This window comes from Limnobacter sp. SAORIC-690, assembly GCF_002954425.1.
In the GTDB taxonomy this organism is placed as follows: Bacteria; Pseudomonadota; Gammaproteobacteria; order Burkholderiales; family Burkholderiaceae_B; genus Limnobacter; species Limnobacter profundi.
On record NZ_MQVZ01000001.1, the window covers coordinates 2,354,418 to 2,380,013 of the forward strand.

Here is a 25,596-nt window from a genome sequence, read left to right on the forward strand (position 1 = left end):
TGTCAATATAAAAAACACATCGGTCATGCTATGAGTGAACTGGATTCCCTGCTGGAACAAGTGTCTGGCTATTTTGCGGTGCTTTCTGAGCCCACCCGGCTTAAGATAATTCATGCATTGTGCAACGGCGAGAAGTCTGTAAACGACATCGTGGAAGAGGTGGATTCCACCCAATCGAATATTTCACGCCACCTGAATTTGATGTACCGTGCTGGTGTTTTACAGCGCCGCAAAGAGGGTACTTTGGTGTTGTATCAAGTGAAAGAACCCACGGTGGTGGAGCTTTGCCGCACAGTGTGCGTGCACGTGGCGGCCAAGCTGGATTCTGTGCCAGTTGATTCAAGCAGCTGCCTGATTTTTTCAAACAACCATAAAAAAACCGGCCTTTACGGCCGGTTTTTATGTCCAGACAGTTTTTGGTTTACTTCAACGACTCGATGAGGTCGATGTAATTTTGCATGGCCTGGTCATTGCTTGTGCCCTCAAGGCCTTTCCATGCATCGTATTTTGCACGACCAACAATGTCTGTGAATCCTGGGCGTTTGCCGGTGTTATCGCCTTCCGTGGATTGTTTGAAGAGGGCGTAAATTTTCAACAGGGTTTGATTGTCAGGGCGGGCGGGCAGTGATTTTGATTCCGCAACAGCCTTTTCAAAACGGGCTTTCAAGTCGCTCATAAGTTCTCCTAAGTCTTGTTATGTGTTTTCTTCAGTAATAAAAGATTGGGCCAGGCTTTCAAACAGCTCTTTGGCATTGCCTTGCAAATAGGGCGCCAGCAAACACATTACCTGATACACGCCATTGGCCAGTGCAGCACTCATCGTTGCTTCATCGTTGAAGTGGCGTGGGTCGCGCACATATTCAAATGACAGCCAGTAAGTGGCAACTACCACCATGTTGGTGGCCAGTGCATTGATTTGCGCTTGCGAGGCCATCATGTCGCCAGATTCGACCAGGCCCTGGCACAGGCGGCGTGCAACATCCACTTTGTGTTTCAGGATGCGTTTGAAATGAATTTCCAGGGTACGGTTGCGCGACAGCAAATCGTTCAAATCGCGGTACAAAAAGCGATAGCGCCAAATCAGTTCGAACGACACCTGAAGATACAGCCAGGCATCTTCGATGTTGGCTTGGCGGTTACCGGGCACGTCGAGCAGACCATCAATTTCTTTTTCGAAACTGGCAAAAATGCTGTTGACGATGTCATCTTTGTTGCGGAAGTGATAGTACAGGTTACCGGGGCTGATGTTCATTTCATCGGCGATCACGGTGGTCGTAATATTCGGCTCCCCGAATTCATTGAAAAGCCTTAACGACAAATCAAGAATTCGTTCTCTTGTTCTTCTTGGAGGCTTGCGTTCCATGTTCTGGTCGTCTCCTGTCTGGCCAAAGTCCTGATCAAGCTTAAGACTTCATGCAGCAAGTCTGTTATTGGTGTTTTGAATATGATTAGTCTACGTTGTTTTGTCGAGTATTTGGGGCTTCGCTGCCATTGTTACCAGTGAGTAATGGCGTCATTAGGCAGCATTTCTGGTTTTTGCGATCCGTAGGTAGCGATCAAGCTCATTCAGCGAGTCTTCAAGCTGGTCAAATTTGGACACCATTGATCCTGCACGGGCTGCTTTCTTGCTGATCTTGTTGCTCAAATGCAGTGTTGGGTCTTTTAAAACTTCCAGGTTCAGCTCCAGCCCATGCCGCGAAAACCGTTCAGCCAAATCGTAACGGCGTGCCCACAGTTCTTCGCGGGTGCGTTGGTAAGCGTGTTCACACAAGCGGCGTCGGCTGGCATAGCTGAAGGGGTTGGTGAAGAAAAATTCGCCGTCGCCATGTTGGGGTTCAAACAACACAATATCGGCATTGGGATACAGGTGCCCATAACGTTCCATGCCAATGTCCATACGAGAATGGATGATTGATCTGAATGTTTGTGACAACACAAGGGGCAAGCCGCCCTCGTATAACCGTGACCCCGGCTGGAAAGCTTTGCCTTTGGCGCGACGGCGGTGGTTTTTGGGGTTCAGCCTGTCGTCGTAGGGTACCAGCGGGTTCAGGCAAATCAACAGTTCCACGCCTTCTTTCAACGCAGTGGAGGCATGTAGGGTTTTTTTCAGCGCGCCGTCCACGTAATGCCGGTTGGCAATGCGCGTGGGAGGGAACAGGCCGGGCAGCGAGGCAGAGGCCTGAACCGCTTTGGAGATTGGCACGTCATCAAACCCGGGCATGCCGAAAGGAATGGAATCACCGGAATCCAGATCAGTGGCCACCAGAATGAGGCGGTTGCGAAGGCTGCGAAAATCGTTGGTGCCACCACCTTTGGCAATCAGGTCCGCCATCCATTCATGCAATTCATCGCCATTGAACAAGCCTGTGGGAATGGCTGCGCCTAAACGTTCAATGCAACTGACCCAGGTGGCGTCATCGCGCAAAAAGTAATCGGATACAGCGGTGCCCAGTAAACCGGGCACCTTTCGCAGGCGCATCCAGTATTCTTTCCAGGCCGGGCGCAACAAAATGGAAGGGTCGAAGGCAAACTCTTCGGGTTCGCCTTCAATGAATAGCTTGTAAATTTGATGGGGTGTTAAATCGTGCGCCAAACCTGTGGCAACTATGCCCCCGGCGGAAACACCGACATAAACACTCATGTCGTTCAGGTCGAGTCCGTCAATTGCCTCGGAAAGTGCAACCAGTGCACCAATTTCATAAATGGCGCCCAAGGGGCCGCCACCAGCCAAGGCCAACCCGATTTTCGGGCCAGGGTTGTGTTTGTTCATGCGGGTTGTGAGCTCCGGCCCCAAAGAGTGTTCGACAAGACCGACGTTGGCCTTGTCGACAAAGGATTCAATTACTCAGCAGACTTTTTGGTGCGCGCGGTGGTGCGCTTGGCGGCGGGCGCCTTGGTGTCCACTTTCTTGCCGGTCAATTCAGCAATGGCGGCGGACAATTGATCGATTCTTTCTGACAGTTGTTGAACGTCCTTGTTGGTAGGAACGCCCAAACGACCCAGTGCGCGAGCCACGCGCTCTTCAAAAACCTGCTCCAGTTTGTCCCAGTGCTGGGTTGCCTTGCTGGACACTGAGCCAGCCAGCTTGCTGACTTTGCCTGTCACTTCAACCACTTTTTGATCTGCAAATTTCACGGTTCGCTCCTGAATTTCATGGCCTTCCTTGACCAGGTTTTCCAAAACACGGTTGCTTTCTTCCTGCGCTTTGGTAATGGCGCCCACGCCAGCTGTCCACAATTGTTGCGCGCTGTCTACTGCACCTTTGATGGGCTTTTTCTTACCGGCCATGTTGTCTCTCCTTGTGATGGCGAAATGGCCCATTGGGGCCGCTGCCTTTTTTGTTTATTGTAGTAGTTTATCGATGCCACACTAGAGAAGGCACACTAAACCCTACCTCGTGTTTTCCCGTAAGCACGGTGCTGACAAAACACCGTCAGAGCCCGCATGGAGTTTGAGAATTTCGGGCGGGCAGTTATAGTAAGCCTTCCAAAGACGTATCTTCCATAAAAAAACCCCGCGCGGAGAAGACATACATGAATTATTTTGTGACCGGAGCCACTGGCTTCATCGGTAAACGATTGGTGAAGCGCTTGATTGAGCAAAAGCGCAAAGGCACCATTTACTTCCTGATTCGTGAATCAAGCTTAGACAAAGTACCCGAACTTCAAAAGTATTGGGGTGCGAAAAAAGGGCAGTGTGTTCCGGTGGTTGGCGACTTGACCAAACCCAAGTTGGGATTGAAAGCCACCGAGATTAAAGAGCTGAACAAAAATATTGCCCATTTTTTTCACCTGGCAGCCATTTACGATTTGGCCGCTGATGCGGAAAGCCAGCAGGAAACCAACATCAAAGGCACCGAGAACGCAGTGGATCTGGCCAATGCAATTGGCGCGGGCTGCTTTCAGTTAACTTCGTCAATCGCGGCCGCTGGATTGTATGAGGGTGTGTTCCGCGAAGACATGTTCGAAGAAGCAGAGAATCTGGATCACCCGTATTTCCGCACCAAACACGATTCCGAAGAAATTGTGCGCAAGAAAGTAAAAGGCGCTTGGCGGGTGTATCGCCCAGGTTTTGTGGTGGGTGATTCCAAAACCGGCGAGATGGACAAGATTGACGGGCCGTATTACCTGTTCAAGTTGATCCAGAAAATGCGCAAATTGCTGCCCTCTTGGGTGCCCACTATTGGCATCGAAGGTGGTCGCATCAACATTGTACCTGTGGATTTTGTGGTGAATGCCATGGACCACATCGCGCATCAGCCGGATCTGGATGGCAAAGCCTTCCATTTGGTTGACCCCAGCCCCAACCGAATTGGTGACGTGCTGAACATATTTGCACGTGCAGCCCACGCACCTAAAATGGAAATGCGAATCAATGCAGCCATGTTCGGTTTTGTACCCGGTGCCGTGAAAAAGGGTTTGATGAGCTTGACCCCTGTTCGCCGCATTCGCAACGCTTTGTTAAAAGACCTGGCCCTGCCTGAGGAGGTTTTTGGTTACATCAACTGGCCAACCCGTTACGATTGCCGCCAAACTTTGGCAGCACTGGATGGCAGTGGCATTGAATGCCCGAGACTAGAGGACTACGCATGGGCCATTTGGGATTACTGGGAGCGTCACCTGGATCCCGATTTGTTCATCGACCGCAGCTTGACTGGTCAGGTCAAGGACAAGGTGGTGCTCATCACCGGTGGTTCATCCGGCATTGGTTTGGCTGCCGCGCAAAAATTTGCAGCTGCCGGTGCGATTACCGTGATTTGCGGCCGCGATGAAGAAAAGCTGGCAGAGGCCAAGGCCTTGATCAATTCCGAAGGCAACACCCTGCACACCTACTCCGTCGACATCGCCGATATGCAGGATTGCGACCGATTTGTTGCGCAATTGCTGGCCGATTTCGGTCACGTCGATATTTTGGTAAACAACGCAGGCCGTTCAATTCGCCGTGGTATTGAAAACAGCTTTGACCGCTTCCATGATCTGGAGCGCACCATGCAGTTGAACTATTTCGGTGCTTTGCGTGTTACTTATGGTTTGTTGCCAAAAATGATGGAGCGGCGCAAAGGCCATGTGGTGAATATTTCTTCAATTGGCGTGTTGACCAACGCGCCGCGCTTTTCAGCCTATGTGGCCTCCAAAGGCGCATTGGATGCATGGACGCGTTGCGCAGCATCCGAGTTCGCGGACTTGAACATCACTTTCACCACCATCAATATGCCGCTGGTGCGCACACCCATGATTGCGCCCACCAAGTTGTACAACAACGTACCCACGCTAAGCCCCGAGCAGGCTGCCGATTTGATTGCGCAAGCAGTGATTCACAAGCCGGTTCGTATTGCGACGCGCTTGGGTGTGTTGGGGCAGGTGATGCATGCACTGATCCCCAAGCCGGCTCAAATTTTGATGAATACGTCTTTCCGCATGTTCCCGGATTCGGAATCGGCGGCCAAAGGCAAGAAGGGCGGCGGTCCATCTGCAGAACAGGTTGCGTTCTCAACCCTGATGCAAGGTATCCACTTCTAAGTATTCGGGTCAGGCCCGGTTTTCCGCCAACGGGTAGGCCTGTGCATCTTCTGCAAGCCAGTTGAGAATCAGGTCTTCCGTGGTGGAGTCATTCACCAAAGCCACGTGCCCGCAACCGGGCACAGCGGTGTTTTTTCCAAACTCCAGCTTGCTTGACGCCGGTGGGCACACAATGTTGTCCTGCGGACTCCAGAGGGACCAAATTTTGGTTTGAAATTCCCTGTCGGTTGGGTGCTCGCGAAGGGTTTTCAAGAAGAAGCTTCCCCAAGCCATTTGTTTCACATTTTTGCCAATACCCAAGGTAGACAAAGCCGTACCGTAGTGTGGGCTGCCAATGGTGATCATGCCGGCAATTCTGTGATGCCCGTATTCCGTGGCATGGTAGCGTACTGCCACACCGCCCATGCTGTGCGCAATAATTTTCACTTGAGGCGCACCTGTAGCCACAAGCAATTCGTCGATTGCTTCATGAATCGCATCGGAATAACTGCGAATTGAACCAATGGCCGGTTCAAGAGTAATTGCATGGGTGCTTACATCGGCGCGATCAAGCAGGGCGCGTGTACCTGCCCACACAGCGGAATTGCACAAATACCCGTGCACCAACAACACGGGCAGTGGCTTTTTCTTGCGCCAGGCTTTGCCAGCCAATTGAATGCCGTCCGGCTTGGGTGCCCAGGGTTGAAGCAGCGTGATTAACTTGAGCGACGCAAGGCTTTCTGCCAACACTGCTTTAACCCAACGTGCCAGGCTGAGACGGTGAAATCCTTCTCCCTCGGTGCTGTGGAAGTGCAGCCCTTTGTCACGCACTTGCGGAATTTGGCGAACACTGTAGGAAAGGGCAAAACCCGAAATGTTAAAGCCGATGTGTGCTGCAAACAGCAGGCCTGCCACCAGGCTGATTGCCACAACGGCCGCATCGTCGGCTCGAACACCAAACCAATGATGAAGTGCCCAATACAGGCCGAACATGACTGAAATGTATCCAATCCAGTACAGCCTGTTCAGGTGGCGAATCATGGTGCTTAAGCCAGCGCTGTGGCGGCTTGGCCAGTCAGCTCAGCCACCAATTGCTGGCTCAGTTTGTTGGTCAAACCGTAAATGGACAGTTGAGGGTTTGCACCAATGCTGGTGGGGAACAACGAACCATCGTGAATCGACAAATTCTCGATTTGCCAATGGCGTCCGTCAGGGCGTACAACACCCAGCTTTTCTTCGCCTGCCATGGCACAACCACCCATCACGTGGGCGGAAACTACTTTCATACTCAGTGGTTTCATGTCGAGTTCATTGATCTGCTTCAAAGCTTCATCAATGTTGTTGGCCGGTTTGGAGTACTCGTGCACAGGCAGAGTGCTCAGCGCGCCGGCAGCGTGTTGAAGCTCGGCCATGGCTACCAAGGCTCTGCGTGCAGCATCCCAAATTGCCGGGGTTAGCTTGTAGTCCAGCACCGGGCTGCCGTCGCTGTTCAAGCGCACTTGCCCGCCCACACTGCCGGAATTGAAACCATCGCGCAGCAAAGCCAGTTGCATGTGCGTTTTCGAGAAGTTGCGCATCACGTCTGAATGCTTTTTCGCAAAACCAGGCAGGGTTGATGCAAAAATGACTGGGTGCAGGGGTGGTGCCTCCAGCTTGAAGCCTACCGGGCCATCAATCGGGTCCGTGTGCAAATAATGGTCGCTGTAAATGGTTTGGGGAGCGCCTGCATCGGCGCGCACTTCCTGTTCCATTCTTGCGGCTGAAATGACAACGGGATGCAAAAAGGTGCGTTCGCCCAAACGGTCGTGCGGATCAGTCGCGTTCGAGCGCAACAACACTGCGGGGCTGTTGATCGATCCACCAGCCAGCACAAAATGTTTGGCTGTGACTTCCACCTCCTTGCCAGAAGGCAGCACGCCATCGGGATTCATGACCTGGCAGCGTAGGGTTCTAATGCGGCCCTGGGAAATTTTGAAGGAATGCGCGCGCAGGGAAGCGACCAGTTCCGCACCATGATCAAGCGCAGTTGGAATGGTTGAAACCAGCATGGATTGCTTGGCGTTGGTGGGGCAACCCATGCCGCAGTAGCCCAAGTTCCAGCAGTCTTTCACATTGCGCCGAATGGCACCCCAGGAAATTCCTTTGGCTTCAGCGCCACGGCGCAGAATATCGTTGTTTTCATTGGGTGGTACTTGCCAGTCCGCGATGTTCAAGCGCCGCTCGGCCTGTTCAAACCACGTGGCCATGTTTTCCACGGTCATGTCTTTCAGGGCAAACTGGTTTTGCCAGAATGCCAATGTGTCTGCCGGTGTTCTGAAGCTGGAGGTCCAGTTCACCGTGGTCGACCCACCCACTGTGCGTCCCTGCAAAATATTGATGGCCTTGTCGGCCGTTTTGCGGCCAGCGCTTTCTTGGTATAGCGTGGGGTAGGCCACCGACTCCAGCATTTTGAAGTCTTTCGAAGTCTTTAGCGGACCCTCTTCAATCAACAACACCTTCAAGCCAGCTTTGGCGCAAATTTCTGCGGTAATGCCACCACCCGCACCGGTGCCAATAATCACCACATCCGCGCTCATCTGCTTGGGCATTTCGCGCTTGTGTGCCTCATAGGCTTTCCAGCCATTCGCGATGCCGGCTGCGAACAGGTCGGGCACTAATCCACTGGATAAGGTACCCATAGGTTTCATTTCTTGTTCAGTCATTGGTGAATGTGAAGGTCAGAGAACTTGGAAAGGTGGGCCCGGGTAGCCCATGTCGGTCCACTGGCTGGGCAGTCCATACCAGCCTGCCATCATCAGGTCGTGAAGGGCATGGTAGCCGGGTTGGAGTGCCGGAATGGGGTGGTCGCGGAACGAAACCAGGAAGGCTTGCACCTGCGCCGGTGATGCTTGCTCCCAACTGCTGCCCAAATCGGCAATCAGCCTTCTTCCCACCGGATTTTCAAGAATGTTCAGCAGTTGGCCCAGTTCGGCTTGCGCACTGGGTGCCAAGGTTCTACTGGCATCCACGAACGCATTGACAGCAGATTCAATGGACTGCGTTCTGCCCGTGGTGGGCAGTGCAGGATCCAGCAAACCCTCAGCAATGGCCTTAAGCATGGGTATGTGCTGTTGCTGGACCACAGGCTGACCGGCGACAACTTCCACTTTGGCAAAGTGCTTGCCCAGCCAACTCAGGCCGCCGGCCAACAGCAAACCGGCAGCACCGAACTTAAAAAATTGACGTCTGTTCATGAAGCTTCTGTTTATACCTTGCGGGTCAGCAGTTTGGTCATGAAGGCAAACATTTTGTTGTCATAGGGTGGCGACAACATTTCCATGACGTGGAAACGGCTTTGTTTGAAAATCGGCTTCAGTTTGGTCATGGTGTCAAAACCGAATTTGCCGTGGTAGTGGCCCATACCCGAGTCGCCCACGCCGCCAAATGGCAGGTTTTCCTGTGCAATATGGAACAAGGTTTCATTCAGGCAAACACCACCAGCAATGGTTTGTTTCATGACCATGTCCTGGGTTTTTGATTCATCGTCAAACAAATACAAAGCCAGCGGGCGAGGGCGGTCGTTGATGTAATCCAGGGCTTCATCCAGGCGTTTGTATGTGATTACGGGCAGCACCGGACCAAAAATCTCTTCCCGCATCAGCATGGAGTCTGGCTTGGCGTTGAACACCAGGGTCATTGGAATTTTACGGCCCGGGCTGTCGGCAGTTTTCATGAGTGTCACCACGCGCGCACCTTGTTCCGCGGCTTCGTCAATTAAGCGTTGTAAGCGGGTGGCATGGCGGTCAGAAACAATGCCGGTGAAGTCTTTGGACAAAATTCCGTCCGGGAAGCGGCGATCAATAATTGCCTTGGCGTGTGAAATCAATTGCTCTTCACAGCCTTCCGGAACCATCAAGTAGTCGGGGGCAATACAGGTTTGCCCGGCATTAATCGACTTGCCGGACAATGTACGCGCAATTGCATTTTCAAACCGGCCGGGGTTGGCCACGGTGGGCGCGGTGATGATTACAGGGCTTTTGCCGCCCAGTTCAAGTGTCACCGGCACCAGGTTTTCACTGGCGGCCTTCATCACCATTTTGCCGACTGGGGTAGACCCAGTGAACAGCAGGTGGTCGAACGGCAGGCGAGAAAACTCGGCAGCAACCTCAGGGCCACCGTTGATCACCTGTACCACCTCGCGGCCCAGTGCTTTGGCTAGCAATTCATCGAGCAGGGCACTGAAGCGGGGGGTGTATTCGCTCATCTTGATGAATACACGGTTGCCCGCCGCAAGCGCAGCAATCATGGGGCCGATGGATAAAAACAAGGGATAATTCCAGGGCACGATCACACCCACCACGCCCAAAGGTTGTGGCATGAGGCTGGTGCTGGCAGGTTTGAACCAAATGCTGGCGCCTTCATTGCGAGGCTTCATCCAGCTTTTACCGTGTTTGATGGCGTGGCGAATGCCTTCCAGTGAGGGAAATACTTCTGCTAACAAGGTGTCATTTTTTGAGCGATAACCGAAATCTTCCGAAATGGCCTCTGCGATTCTCAACTTGTTGTCGTAAATCATGTCGCTCAACGCCATCAGCCAGGCTTTGCGCTGGCTCCACTCCGGGTAGGGGTTGATGCGGTAAGCTTGCTTCAAGGACTCCAAAGTTGCTTTTAGTTCTGCTGCTGTCAATTCTTGGCCGTGTGCTTTGGATGGGGCATTCATTGTTGTCTCACTCTCCGGTTTAACATTAACGGATGTAAACATAAATTTTGACTATTTTCCATGTCTGATTTGTGCTGCTGTGCAGCAAACGATGTGGGGCTTCACCATTCAACTGCAATTGAATCGCCATGATTGACATTCACAGTTCACCCCTTGAATTACAAAAAGCCATCACAGCCCTTCGCGTGGGTGAGGGGCGTTCAGTCGAGTTTATGCGTTTAAAGAAAGAGATAAAAATATTTCAAAACAGTAGGTTGGAATGTACTTATAAGGATCTGCTTGAAGACCAGGGCATGCGCGCAGCTTGTCGCTTTTTCCTGGATCAACTGTACTGCACGCACGATGTCAGCACCCGTGACCACCAAGTTGAAAGGGTGTTGCCCAAGCTGGAAAAGTTGCTGCCCGGCGGTGCCGTGGATACGGTGAGAAAAGTGATTTACATGGATTATTTGGCTGAGCTGATGGATGATGAAATAACCTTGTTTATCAATGAAAAAGAGTTTTATTCTGATAATTTACTTAAAGAAAAATCTTACATTGAAGCTTTTAGAAAACAAGGGCAATTCGATTTGCGAGAGCGTCAAATTTTGTTGGTTCGCGAGGTGGGTGAATCCTTGCGCAAGTTGATGCGCCTGCCTTTTTTACGGCCATTGATGAAGATGACACGTGGTGCAGCGCAAAAGGCGAATTTAGAGGATTTCCACGATTTTCTAAGTCAAGGCCTGGATGCTTTCGCTTCGCTAGAAAAGCCAACCCTGTTTTTTCAGTTGATTCAAGAACGTGAAATGTCCATCCTTGAAGGGATTCGACAAGGTACCTTGTCGAAATTTCCTTGACCGCACCCACGGTGCAGGTACACATCGCAATCGTAGTGCATTAGAATCCAAGCTCTTTGATATTCCGGTATTGTTTTCCATCAATACAAAACAGTTGCGAAGCACGGCAGTGCGCACAAAAAGGAGACATTTGTGACAGATAAAGCCTGGATTCAGAGCTACCCGCCGGGCGTACCCACGTCGGTTGATTTGGATCAGTACCCCTCTATTCGGGATATTTTTGAGGACGCAAGTCGCAAGTTCGCCGACAAAACCGCATTCAGCAACATGGGTACGGCGCTGACCTACGAGCGCCTGGATTCACTAACCCGCGATTTTGGTGCCTACCTTCAAAGCCTGCCTGGCATGAAAAAAGGCGACCGTGTCGCCTTCATGATGCCCAATCTGCTGCAATACCCTGTTGCCATGTTGGGTGCAATCCGCGCTGGTTTCGTCGCCGTGAACGTGAATCCGTTGTACACCCCCACCGAGCTTGAACATCAACTGCGGGACTCAGGCGCTAAAGTGATTGTGGTGTTTGAGAACGTAGCTCACACGCTGGAAAAGGTAATCAAAAATACGCCTGTCGAGCACATTGTGCTGGCTTCCATGGGTGAAATGCACGGTTTCTTCAAGCGTGTTTTGCTGAATTTTGTGGTGCGCTATGTGAAGAAGCTGGTGCCAGCATTCAATATTGCAGGGACTATTACTTTCAAGAAGGCCTTGGCCCAGGGGCGCAACAATGAGCTGCGCAAGGTGAACATCACCCACGACGACCTGGCCTTTTTGCAATACACAGGTGGCACCACCGGCGTAGCCAAGGGTGCCATGCTGACCCATGGCAATATTGTGGCCAACCTGCAGCAAGCATCGGCCTGGTTGAACCAGGACATTGAAGAGGGCAAGGAAATTGCCATCACGGCGCTGCCGATGTATCACATCTTCTGCCTGACTGCGAACATTCTGGTCTTCATCAAGGTGGGCGGGCATTGCCTGTTGATTACTGATCCCCGAAACATGAAAGCCTTCGTAAAAACGCTGGCTGCGGTGCCGTTTACGGCGTTGACGGGGGTAAACACCTTATTCAATGGTTTGTTGAATACGCCAGGCTTTGAGCAAGTGGATTTTTCCCATGTGAAGCTGGTGTTGGGCGGTGGTGCCGCCATTGAGCCTGCGGTGGCTGATCGCTGGAAGAAAGTGACAGGTACGCGTTTATCGGAGGCTTATGGTTTAACCGAGGCCTCGCCCGCAGTGTGTATTAATCCCCTGCACGAGGAGTACAACGGATCGATTGGTTTACCCGTACCGTCCACTGACGTGACAATTCGTGACGATGACTTTAATGAATTGCCGGTGGGCCAGGAAGGCGAATTGTGCTTGAAAGGCCCGCAGGTGATGCGCGGTTACTGGAACAAGCCACGTGAAACCGCTGAAATTCTGACCCAAGACGGTTGGCTGAAAACCGGCGATATCGCCTACATGGACGAAAACGGCTACTTCTATATCACCGATCGCAAGAAAGACATGATTCTCGTGTCCGGTTTTAACGTGTACCCCAAAGAAATTGAAGCTGTGGCCACGCTATTGAATGGTATTTTTGAAGCGGCTGCCGTGGGCGTGCCTGACAGCAAAACCGGCGAGGCGGTAAAGCTGTTTGTGGTTAAAAAAGACCCCGATTTAACAGCCGAGCAGGTAATTGAACATTGCCGCAAACACATGACTGCCTACAAAATTCCACGCCATGTGGAATTCATGAAGGAATTGCCCAAGAGTCCGGTGGGCAAAGTGCTTCGCCGGGAGCTTCGCGACATGGAAAAGAAGCGTTTGCAAGAGCAAACTGCCTGATTTTCCGTGTTTTAGGCAGGTGGCAGCGCTAGGCCGTTGCCTGTTTCTTGAAAACCCACTATAATTTCGGGCTACCTGCTGCTGCACCACGGGGGTGCGGCGGCTTTTCCAATTGTGGAAAATCCATAGGAGTTTATCAATGCGTCACTATGAAATTGCTTTCATCGTGCATCCCGACCAAAGCGAGCAAGTGCCTGCCATGGTTGAGAAGTATCGTGGAACCATCGAAGCCAACGGCGGCAAAGTACACCGCCACGAAGATTGGGGCCGTCGCCAATTGGCTTACCCAATCCAGAAACTGGCCAAAGCACACTATGTGTTGTTGAACATTGAATGCAGCCAGGAAGTTCTTGAAGAACTGGAAACTGCGTTTAAATTCAACGATGCCGTACTGCGTCACTTGACTGTGAAGATGAAAAAAGCTGAAACCGCGCCTTCTCCAATGATGAAGGAAGTTCAGCGTGAGCAAGAGCGTAAGGCCGCTTCTGCCACTGCGTCTTCAAACGACGACAGTTCCGATTCAGACGAGGGTGACGACGAGTAAATCGTCTTAGCACAACACTGAATCAATGAATCAGGAGGAAGCAGCGGAAAATTCAGACAAGTTTGGGGAAGAAGGAAAGGCTGGCATTAACCAGTTCACCTTGACCGCCACATTGGTTGCAAAATCAATATTGCGATACACCCCGGCAGGTTTGCCCATTTGCGAATTCGAGCTTGAGCACGACAGTGAGCAGCTTGAAGCCAGCAAGCCAAGAATGGTGAAGTGCACAGTTTCGGCGGTAGCGCTGGGTGTGGCAGCCAACCAAGTCAGTGGTCTTGAAGTGGGAAGCCTGAAAAACTGGACCGGATTCATAGCGCTTCGTTCGCACAAATCAAAAAGTCTTCGATTCCATGTTTGCGCAGTGCGCGAATGTTGAAGACTTGAAATAGTTGGAGAATATTATGGCTTTTGGTCGTAAAAATGATCGCAAGGGACGTCGTCCACAACAGAACCCCTTGTTCAAGCGCAAGAAGTTTTGCCGCTTCACAGTGGGCAAGGTAGAGCAAATCGATTACAAAGACATCGACACGCTCAAGGATTTCATCAGCGAAAACGGCAAGATCATGCCCGCTCGTATCACTGGTACCAAGGCGAATTATCAGCGCCAGTTGGACACAGCGATCAAGCGCGCACGTTTCCTGGCTTTGCTGCCTTACACCGACAACCACTAAGCAGTACGGGAGAACACCATGCAAGTAATTCTTCTTGAAAAAATGCCCAACTTGGGTCAACTGGGTGACGTGGTTCGCGTAAAAGACGGCTACGCACGTAACTTCTTGATTCCTTATGGCAAAGCCAAGCGCGCCACAGAATCAGCAATCGCCGAATTCCAGGCTCGCCGTGCCGAACTGGAAAAAGCTGCTGCTGAAAAGCTGGCCGCCGCCCAGGCCCTGGGTGCCAAGTTGAGCGAAACCACTGTCCAGCTGAGCGAAAAAGCCGCTGTGGATGGTCGTTTGTTTGGTTCGGTAACCAATCACGACATCGCTGCCGCACTGAATGCCTCTGGCCTGAAAGTTGAAAAAGCACAAGTACGCATGCCCAACGGCGCGCTGAAAATTGCTGGCGAGCACACTGTGACTGTTGCCCTGCACCCTGACGTGGTTGTAGACGTGAAAGTTGTGGTGGCTGGCGAAGCAGCTTAATCAAAGCGCTTCAGCCATACCCGGTTTTAAGGCGAATTAGAGCCTAGGGTTTAACCACATTCGGTTATACTTTTCGGTCTGCCTGAACCCACAAAAAAGGTCACCTCAGGGTGGCCTTTTTCTATTGCGAAACTATGTCCGAAAATCGACTTACAGAACAAGAAATGACGGGCCTGCGCGTTCCGCCTCACTCGCTCGAATCGGAGCAATCGGTGGTGGGCGGCTTGCTGCTGGACAACCAAGCCTGGGACAAAATTGGCGATGTGATTCGAGCCGAAGATTTTTACCGCTACGATCACCGGGTTATTTTTGAGCACATTGCCAAGCTGATTGACGGCTCCAAGCCGGCTGATGTCATTACTGTGTATGAATCGCTGCAGTCTTCGGGCAAGGCTGAAGATGTGGGTGGTTTGGCTTACTTGAACACCCTGGCCACCAACACGCCCTCGGCCGCCAACATTCGCCGCTATGCAGAAATTGTGCGCGACCGCGCCGTGCTGCGCAGGCTGATTACGATCAGCGATGACATTGCGACCACCGCGCTGAACCCGCAAGGCAAAGACACCAAAACCATTCTCGACGAAGCGGAAAGCAAGATTTTCAAGATTGCTGAAGACGGCGCGCGCGGCGCGGGTGGTTTTCAAGAATTGCAGCCGGTGCTGAGCAAAGTGGTTGAGCGAATCGATGAGCTTTATCACCGCGACAGCACCAGCGACATCACCGGCATTTCGACCGGTTTCGTAGATTTGGATGGCAAAACATCGGGCCTGCAGCCCGGTGACTTGATTATTGTTGCCGGAAGACCCTCAATGGGCAAAGCGCAGCCACTTGATGCCTTGGTTAAAACGCCAAGCGGCTGGGTAACTATGGGCGAGTTGCGCGTGGGCGATGCTTTGGCATCTATGGATGGAAAGTCATCCCTGGTCACGGGGGTATTTCCCCAAGGCGAAAAGCAGATTTATAAAGTGGTATTTTCAGACGGTCGCAGTGCCGAGTGCTGTGATGAACATTTGTGGCGTGTGATGTACCGCGACTGGGCCGAGCCCCGCGTGATTAGCACCAAGCGCCTGACGGAAATGCTGGGCTGTGTTCGTTACAAAAACCGCTTGTGGATCGACACTGTGACTGGTGATTTCGGTCACAACGATGTGTTGCCAATTGACCCCTGGGTACTGGGTGCCCTGCTGGGCGATGGCACTTTGGCCTTCAGCCACAGCAGTGTGATGTTTTCCACCAAGTCGGAAGAGTTGGTGCACAGAATGAATGCATTACTTGGACATGACATGGAATTGGTTCATGCACAGGCCTACGACTATCGGGTGGTGTGGAAAGGCAGAATGCTTGCCAATGGTGCTCGCACCAGTCAGCCTAGTTACTTCCGCCAAGCTCTGAACGATCTGGGTGTGCTGGGTTGTGTCAGCCACAATAAATTTATTCCTGAACATTATCTGAAAGCCAATAAGGCGGCGCGGTTGGCCTTGTTACAGGGCCTGTTGGATACCGATGGCTGGATAGAATCCTGGGGTTCGATTCGATTTGCCACGGTAAGCGAGCAACTGGCCAATGATGTGGCCTACCTTGCACGTTCACTGGGTGGGTTTTGTTCAATTGCAACCAAAAATACGCATTACACCAGCAAGGGCGAACACAAAGAAGGGCGTTTGGCTTATGTGTTGAACATGAGCTTTGCCGATGGGCAGCAGGTGTTTACGCTTGAAGAAAAGAAGGCGCGACTGCGCACCGACTGGCAGCGCACACGCCGAATCACTTTTCAAAGCATTGAGCCTGTGCGCATGGCGCAAGCGCAGTGTATTTCTGTAAGTCACCCCACGCGTACATACATCACCAACGATTTTGTGGTGACGCACAATACTGCATTCAGCTTGAACATTGGCGAACACGTGGCTGTGGAAGAGGGTCATGCAGTGGCTGTGTTCTCCATGGAAATGGGCGCCACCCAATTGGCGATGCGTTTGCTGGGCTCCGTGGGGCGTTTGGATCAACACCGCCTAAGAACCGGGCGACTGACTGATGAAGACTGGCCACGATTGACCTACGCAGTCGAGAAGATGCAGAATGCACAGCTGTTTATTGATGAAACGCCCGCCTTGTCTTCGATGGAAGTGCGCGCGCGTTGCCGGCGCTTGGCACGCCAGTGTGGCCAGCTTGGGTTGGTCATCATCGATTACTTGCAGTTGATGGGCTCTTCGTCTCCGGGTGAAAACCGTGCCACTGAAATTTCAGAAATTTCACGTTCATTGAAAGGTTTGGCAAAAGAATTGAACTGCCCGGTGATCGCGCTTTCGCAGCTGAACCGCTCGCTGGAACAGCGGCCAAACAAACGCCCGGTGATGAGTGACCTGCGAGAATCGGGCGCCATTGAGCAGGATGCCGACGTGATTTTGTTCATTTACCGCGATGAGGTTTACAACCCCGATTCACCCGACAAAGGAACTGCTGAAATTATCATCGGCAAGCAGCGTAATGGCCCAATTGGCACGGTGCGCGTAACTTTCCTGGGCATGTACACCAAGTTTGAGAATTACGCTGGAATGCAGCCGGAAGGGGAGTGAGTCGGGTTCCGCGCTGAGTCGGGTTTGTTGTGGTTACAAACGGTATTGCTCAAGTCACACAGGCTCGAAGGTGTGTTTGTAACTCCCGGCTGAACATGTTTAGACTGCTCTTTTTTCGATTTGGGACTTTTTGATGAAATACGCCCATGAAATAAGACGACCAGAAGTACCAGCTTGCGCGAAATCTGTGATCAGCCTTCACTTTGATGGAAAAATTTTCAAAATACAAACTGCTACTGGGGTGCTGAAAACTTACCCCGCGGTGTCTGGCAAGCCCGTTGACAGCAAGTTTGATTACTCTGTAGAAAGGCAAAAGGTTTCCAATCAAGGACCCATTCCTGAAGGGAGTTACTGGATTAGCCCTGCTGACATTTGGGAGAATAACGCGATTAAAAGTTTGCTTGTATCCTCGCGATCCGCATGGGGTGATTACCGAATCACGATTCGCGTTAGTCCCGGGACCCAAACCCATGCGCGAGGCGGTTTTTTTATTCACGGAGGCGATATTCCGGGTAGCGCAGGCTGTATTGATTTGACCTCTTCAATGAATCAATTCATCAAAGATTTGAAAAGCTTGTTAGGTAAGTCGGTAAATTGTCATGTCCCATTAACAGTGGAATACTCCGATGCGGAATAAAAATTTCTTCGCAATCGTCTGCTGTTTTTTGCCGCTTTGTGCTCATGCAGAGGTACTTGATAAATTGCCCCAAATTCAAGATATGTGGCTGTATGCCGCCTTGGGTTTTTTGTTTGCTGGTGTGGCTTTGCGTATTCACTGGGCGCTATTCGTGCTGGCCTTGGTTTACCCCGCATTGTGGTTTGTTAGCATGTTGATGGAGGTGCATTCATTTGATCTCGGCCCCGCAATTGTTGCGGAAGCAGGGCAGTCTTATTCAATAAACGCCCATGCCGCAGCAATTGTTTGGTTGCTTGGGGTAGTGGGGTTGGTGGTGTGGAAAAGAAGGGGCAAACTTTTCAGAACTTCAATGAGTGCTTAATGCGTAATACATGGGTGCGCTACGTCCTCTTCCAGAATATGACAAGGGCTTATGGTTTCATCCAAGTGATATAGGCTTGCAAGAGACCGACCGCTATCAACACGAAAGTAAACCACTTGAGTGCACACTGTTGCGAGAGCACGTCTAGATGACGACGTTCTTCCTCTTCATACTGTGAGAGTGTTTGCAGTGCGGTGGGAGCAAGTGTATAGACCGTTCCTGTAGCTGCTAGGTCTCCAGATGCAACAAGCGAGTCAAGAAGAAGTCGGCAGTGATTTAACATCCTGTTTTTGTCCGGATGAAAGAAGATACGATTTGAGTAAATACTGGCCGCCACTGTAATACTTGAGACTTCGCGACGAGGGGTTTCTAGAGAAGCCTCGTATACGTGACGCAGAATGGCGATGCGATCCATACGTACGAGATGCTGTCGATTGAATTGAAACTGCTCGAGTCTGTCTCTCAGGACTGTAATGTACGGCAACCTCAGCCATTGGTGGACGACGAACTTAACTGGACTATGGTATTTGAATTCGTACGGACCAAGGAAGTGCGTACCCTCGAATTCTACCTTTCGCAGTGCCTGCGGCAGAAGAGTCGCTTCAGCGTCGTACCTATCCTTGTTTAACCAGCTGCCTGCCACCATCTCATCGTTCCGGGATTCAATGAGCATAGACCATCCTTCATCGCTATTTGATAGAGTCACTACGTAACAGTCAATAGTAGCTGCACGAGGTAGAGTGCGAGGAATACGAGTTGGGGCAGGGCGGCGTAGTGCAAGTCGCAGTGCCTCTTGAAGAAAAATAGCTTTCAATGTGCTGTTCATGGTGATTAGTGGTCCCAACGCGATACCGCTGCAAGTCCATCACGATTTGCTTTTTTAGCCTGCATCATCGCAGCAAGCTCGTGAGGGTGGGCCCGGATGCAATGGCCAGTGTGAAGACATGCTTTGCTAGGTCACTGACCTGGTCTGAAGCGGCTTGCTTGAGCCCCTTCTTTGTAATTGCGCTAATGGACGAGATGAGCGACTCTCTTTTTTCCAAAGACGTTGGCACTGAGTCAAGAATTGCCAGACCTTTCATAGTCAATCGGACCTGACTAAATTCTCGGCGGTTCATGCTTTTGAATCCGATATGGAGAAAGCCCTCCGTCTCAAGAAAGTTAACCGCTTCGCTCGTGATTGCCAAGGAGTTAAAGGTTCGCTCATCATCTGCGTTATCTGGTATCACTGACATCATTATTGATTCAAAGTCTAGGTCGGCGGGAACCGGAAAGCTTTTGTATAGCTCTGCGAAGAGCGCCAACGCAAATCGGTTGAACAAGTCGATGTTCGTATGTGCCATGGGTGTGTCTCCATGTTTGGGTTAACGTCACTTAAACTTCGTATCTGAATACTAATTGATTATGGAATATCCAGTCTCCGCTCGTACCCAACACCAAGGGCACTGAATCATTTCCACTTCGCAGGGTTATGCCGTATATCCAAAAAGTTTAAGTAATGAAATGTATTTCAGTCTGATTCCGTTTGGTCAAATAGCTAGGGCAAAATCACCCGCTAGTACAAGGCACTTGCGCAGCTCGCATTGACATCATTCCGCCTTCAAGAAAGCCTGCCCGTTTGAAGTTCACACGCCGCGTTCGGCTGCAAGCCGACACCGAGATTCGGCCATCTTTTTTGCCGAACTCGGTGAGCCAGTGTGAATTTCAAAAAGGGGGGATTCAGGCTTTCAGGCGGAGGAGGGCATGCGACTTCGTAAGTGCCCATCAATCTATCAAAGGTTATCGGACGCAAAATCAGCCAGCCTCGAACGCTCACCACGTTGCAGCGTAATGTGCCCAGCATGTGGCCAGCCCTTGAATCGATCCACCACATACGTCAGGCCTGAAGAGCCTTCAGTCAAGTAAGGCGTATCAATTTGCGCCAGGTTACCCAAACAGATTACCTTGGTACCGGGACCGGCACGTGTGATCAGGGTTTTCATTTGCTTGGGCGACAGGTTTTGCGCTTCATCAATAATCAAAAACTTGTTGATGAAGGTGCGGCCCCGCATGAAGTTCATTGATTTGATGCGGATCTTGGTGCGTATCAAGTCGGTTGTTGCTGAGCGGCCCCAATCGCCACTGCTGGGGTCGGGTTTGTTCAGCACTTCCAGGTTGTCTTCAAAAGCGCCCATCCAGGGGGCCATTTTTTCCTCTTCCGTACCTGGCAAAAAGCCGATGTCTTCACCCACTGGCACGGTGGCGCGGGTCACGATAATTTCAGAGTATTGCTTGCTTTCAAGTACTTGCGACAAACCTGCAGCCAAGGCCAGCAGAGTTTTGCCTGTACCGGCCTGTCCCAACAGTGTCACAAAGTCGCATTCCGGGTTCATGAGCAAGTTCAGTGCGAAGTTTTGTTCGCGGTTTCGCGCGGTAATGCCCCATACGCTGTTTTTGTTGTGGCTAAAGTCGCGCAGTGTTTTCAGTACAGCACTTCTGCCGCTTACTTCAAGTACCTGGGCGATCAATGGAATTCCAGTTTCGCAGTAGACGAACTGGTTCACCATCATGTCTTTTACGGCGGGGCCGCTAATGCGGTAGAAGGTGCTCCCACCTTGTTGCCAGCTTTCAATGCCTTTGCTGTTCTTTTCCCAGAAATCTGCGGGCAGTTCCATGATGCCCGAATACAGCAGATCACGGTCTTCCAGCACCTGATCGTTGAAGTAATCCTCGGCCAGCAAGCCCAAGGCGCGGGCCTTGATGCGCATGTTGATGTCTTTCGAGACCAATGCAACTTCGCGATCAGGGTGTTGTTTACTCAGTGCAAACACCACACCCAGAATCTGGTTGTCGGCTTTGCCCACGGGCAAGGTTTTCGGCAGTTCAGCAGCCAACTCGGTGGTTTGTACCAACAAACGTCCAAGGGCGTCCACATTGCCCAGCCGGTCCAGTGCCACACCTTTTTCGATGTCCTCGATGTTCTCCATCAAGGCATCCAGCGAACGGCTTACTTGCCGTGCATGGCGGGCCACTTCAGACATGCCTTTTTTGTGGTTGTCCAGTTCTTCCAGCGTAATCAACGGCAAAAATACATCGTGTTCTTCAAAGCGAAACAGCGAAGTGGGGTCGTGCATCAACACGTTGGTGTCTAGCACAAAAATTTTCTTGCCGGTGTGGGTAACCTGTCGCCTGGTTTTGGCAATGGGCGTGGCCACTGGTTTGCGTGCTTTGCCTGAAGCTGCGGCTGGAACATTTCGGGTGCGGTTTGTCGCGGGTGCTTTGGCGGTGACAGTGTTGTCGGCGGCCAAGGTCAGCGGTGCTTTGCCGGTCGTAGTGGTGGTGTCAGACGCATCAGTTTTTTTGGCCGGCTTCTTGGGTCTGGGTGCCGTGATTGGTGGGATTTCGTTCAGTGTAGTTGCTGGTTTGCTGGGTTCTTTTGGCAGAGGCATTGTCAACGATCTGAAGTAGGAAGCTCATAAATCGCGCGGGGTCGTCACGCCCGCGCCCGTGAGGATATTAGTCCCCGATTGTGCGTACAAAGTCAAGCACCGCTTGCGCATGGCCCGGCACCTTCAAGCCGCGCCACTCCTGCACAAGAATGCCTTTCTTGTTGATTACAAAGGTACTTCTTTCCACGCCACGTACTTGTTTTCCGTACATGTTTTTCATTTTCATCACGTCGAAAATTGTGCACACCTTCTCGTCGGGATCTGAAATCAATTCAAACGGCATTTCCAGTTTGGCTTTGAAATTTTCATGCGACTTCAGGGAATCGCGTGAAACGCCAAAAACAAGGCAGTTGGCTTTCAGAAACTCGGGGTGTAGATCGCGAAAGTTTTCGCCCTCGGTGGTGCAGCCTGGCGTGCTGTCTTTGGGGTAAAAATAAATGATCAGGTTTTTGCCAGTGTGGGCTGACAGGGTAAAATTGCCGCCGCCAGTACAAGCTGCTGAAAAATCAGGCACTTTGCTGTTGACTTCAAGTGACACGGTACTGCTCCCTGAGGTGTGGTGGTTTTGCTGCCGGTGTGCGTGTTTGATTCAGTATAACCACAGCTTTTGACAGCAAAATGCAGGAAGTGTCAGGAACGCGCCAAAAGCGCCACACCCAGTACGATCACCCCGATCGCCACCCAGCGCTGCAGGCTCACAGGTTCATTGAGGAAGTATTGCGCCGCAAAGGCATTGATCACATAACCTATTGCCAGCATGGGGTAGGCCAGTGTTACATCGACCCGTGAAAGCGCCATTAGCCAAATGAGCAGTGAAAATCCGTAGCAAAACAGCCCCAGAATCATTGGCCACTGCAAAAACAAGGCGGACATGGCACCCAGGCTAAGCGCACTGGATGCCTCGATGACGCCCACTTTGTTGGTGGCCATTTTTAACAGCAGCTGGGCCAGCGCATTCAAAATTACGCCCGAGAGCACTAAAATGGCAGCATAGGTGGTCATAGTAAAATCGCGGCAATTACATGCCGGCCTTCACCGATCAAAATGTTGTAAGTGCGGCAGGCAGCCTGGCTGTCCATGTACTCCACCGGGCAGCGTTTGTTGGCGAAAAACTTGCGAATGTCCATGCCGGGAAAAACCTGTTTGGCGCCCGTGCCAATCAGCAGCACTTCCATGCTATCGGGGCACTGGCCATATAGCCACTCGCAGTGGGCCAATTGCAGTGGGCCCGAACCCGCGTTTTCCCAGATTCTGGGGGTGAAATCAGTGCCAAACACCACGCTTTCAGTTTGAAGCCTGCCGCTGATCACGACACCTTCTTCGTCATACCGCTGAACGACGAATTGATTGTCGAGCGATTCAGGTTGAAATTTCATTCGAAAGATGCTCCAGGATGGGGCCAAACCCTAGCAGGCATTGGCCTAAACGGTTAAATTATAAGACTTTGCGCAAGCAAAAGAATAAGCACATTAATAACCCACACAACAATCCACACACAGGTCGACATGAAACCCATTCTCAAATCTGCCAAGCTGGCCAATGTTTGCTACGACATCCGCGGACCGGTGATGCAGCGAGCGCGCCAGCTGGAAGAGGAAGGGCACCGCATCCTGAAGCTGAACATCGGCAATTTGGCACCTTTTGGCTTTGAAGCACCCGATGAGGTTCGGCAAGATGTGATCATGAATCTGGGCGATGCCTCGGGCTACAGCGACAGCAAGGGCTTGTTTGCAGCGCGCAAAGCCATCATGCATTACACCCAGCAAAAGAAAATCAAGGGTGTAACGCTCGACGACATCATTGTGGGCAACGGTGTATCCGAGCTGATCGTGATGAGCATGCAGGGCTTACTGAACAACGGCGATGAAGTACTGGTGCCCGCGCCCGATTACCCTTTGTGGACAGCTGCCGTGAGTATTTCCGGCGGTACGCCACGCCATTACCTGTGCGATGAGCAAAGCGATTGGTACCCCGACACCAAGCACCTGCGCAGCCTGATCAATGAAAAAACCAAGGCCATGGTGATCATCAATCCCAACAACCCCACGGGCGCTTTGTACCCCGAGGAAGTGTTGCAGGAACTGGTGCAAATCGCTCGCGAGCATCAATTGATTATTTTCGCGGATGAGATTTACGACAAGATGCTGTATGACGGCGCGGAGCACACCTCGATTGCATCGCTGGCCGACGACGTGCTCTTCATTACCATGAACGGCTTGTCTAAAAACTACCGCGCATGTGGTTACAGGGCAGGTTGGATGGTCATTTCTGGCGACAAGCGCCATGCCACCGATTACATCGACGGTTTGGGCATCATGGCCTCCATGCGCCTGTGTGCCAACGTTCCTGGTCAATATGCCATTCAGACTTCGCTGGGTGGTTATCAAAGCATCGACGATTTGGTCGGGCCCGGCGGGCGCCTTACCCGTCAGCGTGACCTCGCTTACGATCTGATGACTTCCATTCCAGGCGTCACTTGTGTGAAGCCCAAAGCGGCGCTTTATCTGTTTCCTCGCCTGGACCCCAAAATTTATCCCATCAAGAATGACCAGCGCTTTGTGCTGGAGTTACTGGAGGCTGAAAAGGTACTTGTGGTGCAGGGCACAGGCTTTAATTGGATCAATCCGGATCATTTCCGGGTGGTTTTCCTACCCAACACCGATGATTTGACAGACGCAGTTGGTAGAATTACACGCTTCCTGGAAAGTTATCGAAAACAACACCTTGGCTGATTTAAAAATGAACAAACCTCTTCGAGTGGCCCTGCTGGGTTTGGGTACTGTCGGTTCTGGCACATTCAATGTGTTGAACACCAATGCGAGCGAAATTGAACGCCGTGTGGGTTTTCCCATTCAGATCAAAGTCATCGTCGACCTGAACACGGAAAAAGCGCGCGAACTGGCTGGTCCCGGCGTTGAGGTGTTGGGTGATGCATTCGAGGCAGTCAAGCGCGACGACATCGACGTGGTGGTTGAATTGATCGGTGGTTACACCATTGCCAAGCAACTGGTGCTGGCTGCGATCAATGCGGGCAAGCATGTGGTCACGGCCAACAAGGCTTTGCTGGCTGTGCATGGTGATGAAATTTTTGCTGCGGCTGAAGCCAAGAATGTGATGGTGGCTTTTGAAGCGGCAGTGGCTGGTGGCATTCCTGTGATCAAGGCCATCAAGGAAGGGCTGGCCGCCAACAAGATTGAATATGTAGCGGGCATCATCAACGGCACCTGCAATTTCATTTTGTCAGAAATGCGTGACAAAGGCCTGCCCTTTGCCGATGTCTTGGCCCAAGCCCAGGCATTCGGCTACGCCGAAGCCGACCCCACATTTGACATTGAGGGTGTGGATGCAGCCCACAAAATCAGCCTGCTGAGCTCGCTGGCTTTTGGCGTCCCTGTTCAGTTCGAGAAAGCCTACATTGAAGGCATTACCAAGCTGACTAAGGAAGACATCCAGTTTGCAGAGCAATTGGGCTACCGCGTCAAGCTCTTGGGCATTGCCAAGCGCACGGATCAAGGCATTGAGTTGCGCGTTCACCCCACGCTTATTCCTGGCAAGCGCTTGATCGCCAATGTGGAAGGTGTCATGAATGCAGTGTTGGTGAAAGCCAATGCTGTAGGCCCAACCCTGTACTACGGCGCTGGCGCTGGCAGTTTGCCCACAGCCTCGGCTGTGGTGGCCGACCTTATCGAAATTGCGCGCGCAAGCCAGGCTCCTTTGGCCAGCCGCGTGCCCGTGTTGGCTTTCCAGAAAGAAGGCATTCAAAACCTGGATGTGTTGCCTATGGAGAAGGTGGTGACTGCCTTCTACTTGCGCTTGGCGGTAGACGACAAACCAGGTGTGCTGGCCGAGGTCACTCGCTTGCTGGCCGACAACCAAATTTCAATTGAAGCCATGATTCAGCGCCAGGCCACCAGCGAAAAAGAAACCGCTGAAATTGTGTTGCTGACCCACCGCTGTGTGGAAGGTGATGTGAACAAGGCCATCGCAAAAATTGAGGCCTTGGACAGCGTGCATGGCCCCTTGACCCGAATTCGCGTAGAGGACTTGAGCTGAA

At 51.7% G+C, this 25,596-nt stretch carries 27 protein-coding genes; 13 read left to right on the plus strand and 14 right to left on the minus strand.

Translation table 11 applies throughout. From position 1 onward, the window contains the following. Positions 1-30: 30 nt before the first annotated feature. Positions 31-441: a helix-turn-helix transcriptional regulator gene (locus tag BSZ31_RS11225; RefSeq protein WP_105028825.1), complete on the plus strand. Its 411-nt coding sequence runs from the start codon at positions 31-33 to the stop codon at positions 439-441. On the opposite strand, the gene BSZ31_RS11230 is transcribed toward BSZ31_RS11225, so the two are convergent. The 4 genes from BSZ31_RS11230 to BSZ31_RS11245 all read right to left on the minus strand — a co-directional run bounded on the left by BSZ31_RS11230 (position 422) and on the right by BSZ31_RS11245 (position 3,288). Further along, on the minus strand, positions 422-676 hold the full coding sequence (locus BSZ31_RS11230) for an acyl-CoA-binding protein (RefSeq protein ID WP_008249852.1): 255 nt from the start codon (positions 674-676) through the stop codon (positions 422-424). The genes BSZ31_RS11225 and BSZ31_RS11230 overlap by 20 nt on opposite strands. Before the next feature lie 18 nt (positions 677-694). Further along, positions 695-1,363: a TetR/AcrR family transcriptional regulator gene (locus BSZ31_RS11235; RefSeq protein ID WP_040512784.1), complete on the minus strand. Its 669-nt coding sequence runs from the start codon at positions 1,361-1,363 to the stop codon at positions 695-697. Between the two features lie 153 nt (positions 1,364-1,516). Beyond that, positions 1,517-2,770, minus strand: coding sequence for a patatin family protein (locus BSZ31_RS11240; RefSeq protein ID WP_105028826.1), 1,254 nt, complete (start codon positions 2,768-2,770; stop codon positions 1,517-1,519). Between the two features lie 71 nt (positions 2,771-2,841). Beyond that, complete coding sequence (locus BSZ31_RS11245; RefSeq protein ID WP_105028827.1) at positions 2,842-3,288, minus strand: phasin family protein; 447 nt, start codon at positions 3,286-3,288, stop codon at positions 2,842-2,844. A 245-nt stretch (positions 3,289-3,533) separates the two neighbouring features. Between BSZ31_RS11245 and BSZ31_RS11250 the strand changes: the two genes are divergently transcribed. Continuing rightward, complete coding sequence (locus BSZ31_RS11250; protein WP_105028828.1) at positions 3,534-5,519, plus strand: SDR family oxidoreductase; 1,986 nt, start codon at positions 3,534-3,536, stop codon at positions 5,517-5,519. A gap of 9 nt (positions 5,520-5,528) precedes the next feature. On the opposite strand, the gene BSZ31_RS11255 is transcribed toward BSZ31_RS11250, so the two are convergent. From BSZ31_RS11255 to BSZ31_RS11270, 4 genes are read right to left on the minus strand one after another with little or no spacing between them, the layout of a single operon-like run. Beyond that, entirely contained in the window at positions 5,529-6,539 is a 1,011-nt protein-coding gene (locus BSZ31_RS11255) for an alpha/beta fold hydrolase (RefSeq protein ID WP_146106671.1), read from the minus strand. Positions 6,540-6,544: 5 nt separating this feature from the next. Beyond that, positions 6,545-8,176 carry a GMC family oxidoreductase gene (locus BSZ31_RS11260; protein ID WP_240605698.1) on the minus strand — a complete coding sequence of 544 codons (1,632 nt, stop codon included), beginning with the start codon at positions 8,174-8,176 and terminating at the stop codon, positions 6,545-6,547. Between the two features lie 39 nt (positions 8,177-8,215). Then, positions 8,216-8,731 carry a hypothetical protein gene (locus BSZ31_RS11265; protein WP_146106672.1) on the minus strand — a complete coding sequence of 172 codons (516 nt, stop codon included), beginning with the start codon at positions 8,729-8,731 and terminating at the stop codon, positions 8,216-8,218. An 11-nt stretch (positions 8,732-8,742) separates the two neighbouring features. Next, positions 8,743-10,197 (minus strand): coniferyl aldehyde dehydrogenase, encoded by a 1,455-nt coding sequence (locus tag BSZ31_RS11270; RefSeq protein ID WP_105028832.1) that lies wholly within the window; start codon positions 10,195-10,197, stop codon positions 8,743-8,745. Positions 10,198-10,382: 185 nt separating this feature from the next. Between BSZ31_RS11270 and BSZ31_RS11275 the strand changes: the two genes are divergently transcribed. From BSZ31_RS11275 to BSZ31_RS11315, 9 genes are all read left to right on the plus strand, one after another. Then, positions 10,383-11,033, plus strand: a complete 651-nt coding sequence (locus BSZ31_RS11275) for a hypothetical protein (RefSeq protein ID WP_168426951.1) — start codon at positions 10,383-10,385, stop codon at positions 11,031-11,033. A gap of 132 nt (positions 11,034-11,165) precedes the next feature. Next, a complete protein-coding gene (locus BSZ31_RS11280) occupies positions 11,166-12,857 on the plus strand; it encodes an AMP-binding protein (protein WP_105028834.1) in 1,692 nt (563 codons plus the stop codon). Positions 12,858-12,996: 139 nt separating this feature from the next. Continuing rightward, entirely contained in the window at positions 12,997-13,401 is a 405-nt protein-coding gene (rpsF, locus tag BSZ31_RS11285; RefSeq protein ID WP_105028835.1) for a 30S ribosomal protein S6, read from the plus strand. A gap of 25 nt (positions 13,402-13,426) precedes the next feature. Beyond that, on the plus strand, positions 13,427-13,777 hold the full coding sequence (gene priB / locus BSZ31_RS11290; protein ID WP_105028836.1) for a primosomal replication protein N: 351 nt from the start codon (positions 13,427-13,429) through the stop codon (positions 13,775-13,777). A gap of 25 nt (positions 13,778-13,802) precedes the next feature. Further along, entirely contained in the window at positions 13,803-14,072 is a 270-nt protein-coding gene (gene rpsR / locus BSZ31_RS11295) for a 30S ribosomal protein S18 (protein WP_008249877.1), read from the plus strand. Positions 14,073-14,090: 18 nt separating this feature from the next. Further along, on the plus strand, positions 14,091-14,543 hold the full coding sequence (gene rplI, locus BSZ31_RS11300) for a 50S ribosomal protein L9 (RefSeq protein ID WP_105028837.1): 453 nt from the start codon (positions 14,091-14,093) through the stop codon (positions 14,541-14,543). 164 nt (positions 14,544-14,707) lie between these two features. Next, a complete protein-coding gene (gene dnaB, locus BSZ31_RS11305) occupies positions 14,708-17,116 on the plus strand; it encodes a replicative DNA helicase (protein ID WP_348676819.1) in 2,409 nt (802 codons plus the stop codon). A gap of 133 nt (positions 17,117-17,249) precedes the next feature. After that, positions 17,250-17,753: a tlde1 domain-containing protein gene (locus BSZ31_RS11310; protein ID WP_105028839.1), complete on the plus strand. Its 504-nt coding sequence runs from the start codon at positions 17,250-17,252 to the stop codon at positions 17,751-17,753. Positions 17,754-17,817: 64 nt separating this feature from the next. Next, positions 17,818-18,114 (plus strand): hypothetical protein, encoded by a 297-nt coding sequence (locus BSZ31_RS11315; RefSeq protein WP_146106674.1) that lies wholly within the window; start codon positions 17,818-17,820, stop codon positions 18,112-18,114. A gap of 49 nt (positions 18,115-18,163) precedes the next feature. On the opposite strand, the gene BSZ31_RS11320 is transcribed toward BSZ31_RS11315, so the two are convergent. From BSZ31_RS11320 to BSZ31_RS11345, 6 genes are all read right to left on the minus strand, one after another. Further along, positions 18,164-18,940, minus strand: coding sequence for a hypothetical protein (locus tag BSZ31_RS11320; RefSeq protein WP_146106675.1), 777 nt, complete (start codon positions 18,938-18,940; stop codon positions 18,164-18,166). 64 nt (positions 18,941-19,004) lie between these two features. After that, complete coding sequence (locus tag BSZ31_RS11325) at positions 19,005-19,457, minus strand: hypothetical protein (RefSeq protein ID WP_105028842.1); 453 nt, start codon at positions 19,455-19,457, stop codon at positions 19,005-19,007. Positions 19,458-19,886: 429 nt separating this feature from the next. Continuing rightward, positions 19,887-21,542, minus strand: a complete 1,656-nt coding sequence (locus BSZ31_RS11330; RefSeq protein ID WP_105028843.1) for a PhoH family protein — start codon at positions 21,540-21,542, stop codon at positions 19,887-19,889. Positions 21,543-21,609: 67 nt separating this feature from the next. After that, on the minus strand, positions 21,610-22,080 hold the full coding sequence (locus BSZ31_RS11335; RefSeq protein ID WP_105028844.1) for a peroxiredoxin: 471 nt from the start codon (positions 22,078-22,080) through the stop codon (positions 21,610-21,612). A gap of 92 nt (positions 22,081-22,172) precedes the next feature. After that, positions 22,173-22,544 carry an SMR family transporter gene (locus BSZ31_RS11340; protein ID WP_105028845.1) on the minus strand — a complete coding sequence of 124 codons (372 nt, stop codon included), beginning with the start codon at positions 22,542-22,544 and terminating at the stop codon, positions 22,173-22,175. Further along, a complete protein-coding gene (locus BSZ31_RS11345; protein ID WP_105028846.1) occupies positions 22,541-22,918 on the minus strand; it encodes an Mth938-like domain-containing protein in 378 nt (125 codons plus the stop codon). The genes BSZ31_RS11340 and BSZ31_RS11345 overlap by 4 nt, the downstream gene beginning before the upstream one ends. 129 nt (positions 22,919-23,047) lie before the next feature. Between BSZ31_RS11345 and BSZ31_RS11350 the strand changes: the two genes are divergently transcribed. Both BSZ31_RS11350 and BSZ31_RS11355 read left to right on the plus strand, forming a co-directional pair. After that, positions 23,048-24,274, plus strand: a complete 1,227-nt coding sequence (locus tag BSZ31_RS11350; RefSeq protein ID WP_105028847.1) for a pyridoxal phosphate-dependent aminotransferase — start codon at positions 23,048-23,050, stop codon at positions 24,272-24,274. 7 nt (positions 24,275-24,281) lie between these two features. Beyond that, the gene (locus BSZ31_RS11355; RefSeq protein ID WP_105028848.1) at positions 24,282-25,595 is read left to right on the plus strand and encodes a homoserine dehydrogenase; all 1,314 of its coding nucleotides are present in this window, start codon (positions 24,282-24,284) and stop codon (positions 25,593-25,595) included. Position 25,596: the final 1 nt, after the last annotated feature.

Bases quoted from the DNA above. Each gene is read 5' to 3' on its own strand.
- BSZ31_RS11225 (WP_105028825.1), top strand. From the start codon at position 31: ATGAGTGAACTGGATTCCCTGCTGGAACAAGTGTCTGGCTATTTTGCG.
- BSZ31_RS11230 (WP_008249852.1), bottom strand. From the start codon at position 676: ATGAGCGACTTGAAAGCCCGTTTTGAAAAGGCTGTTGCGGAATCAAAA.
- BSZ31_RS11235 (WP_040512784.1), bottom strand. From the start codon at position 1,363: ATGGAACGCAAGCCTCCAAGAAGAACAAGAGAACGAATTCTTGATTTG.
- BSZ31_RS11240 (WP_105028826.1), bottom strand. From the start codon at position 2,770: ATGAACAAACACAACCCTGGCCCGAAAATCGGGTTGGCCTTGGCTGGT.
- BSZ31_RS11245 (WP_105028827.1), bottom strand. From the start codon at position 3,288: ATGGCCGGTAAGAAAAAGCCCATCAAAGGTGCAGTAGACAGCGCGCAA.
- BSZ31_RS11250 (WP_105028828.1), top strand. From the start codon at position 3,534: ATGAATTATTTTGTGACCGGAGCCACTGGCTTCATCGGTAAACGATTG.
- BSZ31_RS11255 (WP_146106671.1), bottom strand. From the start codon at position 6,539: ATGATTCGCCACCTGAACAGGCTGTACTGGATTGGATACATTTCAGTC.
- BSZ31_RS11260 (WP_240605698.1), bottom strand. From the start codon at position 8,176: ATGGGTACCTTATCCAGTGGATTAGTGCCCGACCTGTTCGCAGCCGGC.
- BSZ31_RS11265 (WP_146106672.1), bottom strand. From the start codon at position 8,731: ATGAACAGACGTCAATTTTTTAAGTTCGGTGCTGCCGGTTTGCTGTTG.
- BSZ31_RS11270 (WP_105028832.1), bottom strand. From the start codon at position 10,197: ATGAATGCCCCATCCAAAGCACACGGCCAAGAATTGACAGCAGCAGAA.
- rpsF (WP_105028835.1), top strand. From the start codon at position 12,997: ATGCGTCACTATGAAATTGCTTTCATCGTGCATCCCGACCAAAGCGAG.
- priB (WP_105028836.1), top strand. From the start codon at position 13,427: ATGAATCAGGAGGAAGCAGCGGAAAATTCAGACAAGTTTGGGGAAGAA.
- rpsR (WP_008249877.1), top strand. From the start codon at position 13,803: ATGGCTTTTGGTCGTAAAAATGATCGCAAGGGACGTCGTCCACAACAG.
- rplI (WP_105028837.1), top strand. From the start codon at position 14,091: ATGCAAGTAATTCTTCTTGAAAAAATGCCCAACTTGGGTCAACTGGGT.
- dnaB (WP_348676819.1), top strand. From the start codon at position 14,708: ATGACGGGCCTGCGCGTTCCGCCTCACTCGCTCGAATCGGAGCAATCG.
- BSZ31_RS11310 (WP_105028839.1), top strand. From the start codon at position 17,250: ATGAAATACGCCCATGAAATAAGACGACCAGAAGTACCAGCTTGCGCG.
- BSZ31_RS11320 (WP_146106675.1), bottom strand. From the start codon at position 18,940: ATGAACAGCACATTGAAAGCTATTTTTCTTCAAGAGGCACTGCGACTT.
- BSZ31_RS11325 (WP_105028842.1), bottom strand. From the start codon at position 19,457: ATGGCACATACGAACATCGACTTGTTCAACCGATTTGCGTTGGCGCTC.
- BSZ31_RS11330 (WP_105028843.1), bottom strand. From the start codon at position 21,542: ATGCCTCTGCCAAAAGAACCCAGCAAACCAGCAACTACACTGAACGAA.
- BSZ31_RS11340 (WP_105028845.1), bottom strand. From the start codon at position 22,544: ATGACCACCTATGCTGCCATTTTAGTGCTCTCGGGCGTAATTTTGAAT.
- BSZ31_RS11345 (WP_105028846.1), bottom strand. From the start codon at position 22,918: ATGAAATTTCAACCTGAATCGCTCGACAATCAATTCGTCGTTCAGCGG.
- BSZ31_RS11350 (WP_105028847.1), top strand. From the start codon at position 23,048: ATGAAACCCATTCTCAAATCTGCCAAGCTGGCCAATGTTTGCTACGAC.
- BSZ31_RS11355 (WP_105028848.1), top strand. From the start codon at position 24,282: ATGAACAAACCTCTTCGAGTGGCCCTGCTGGGTTTGGGTACTGTCGGT.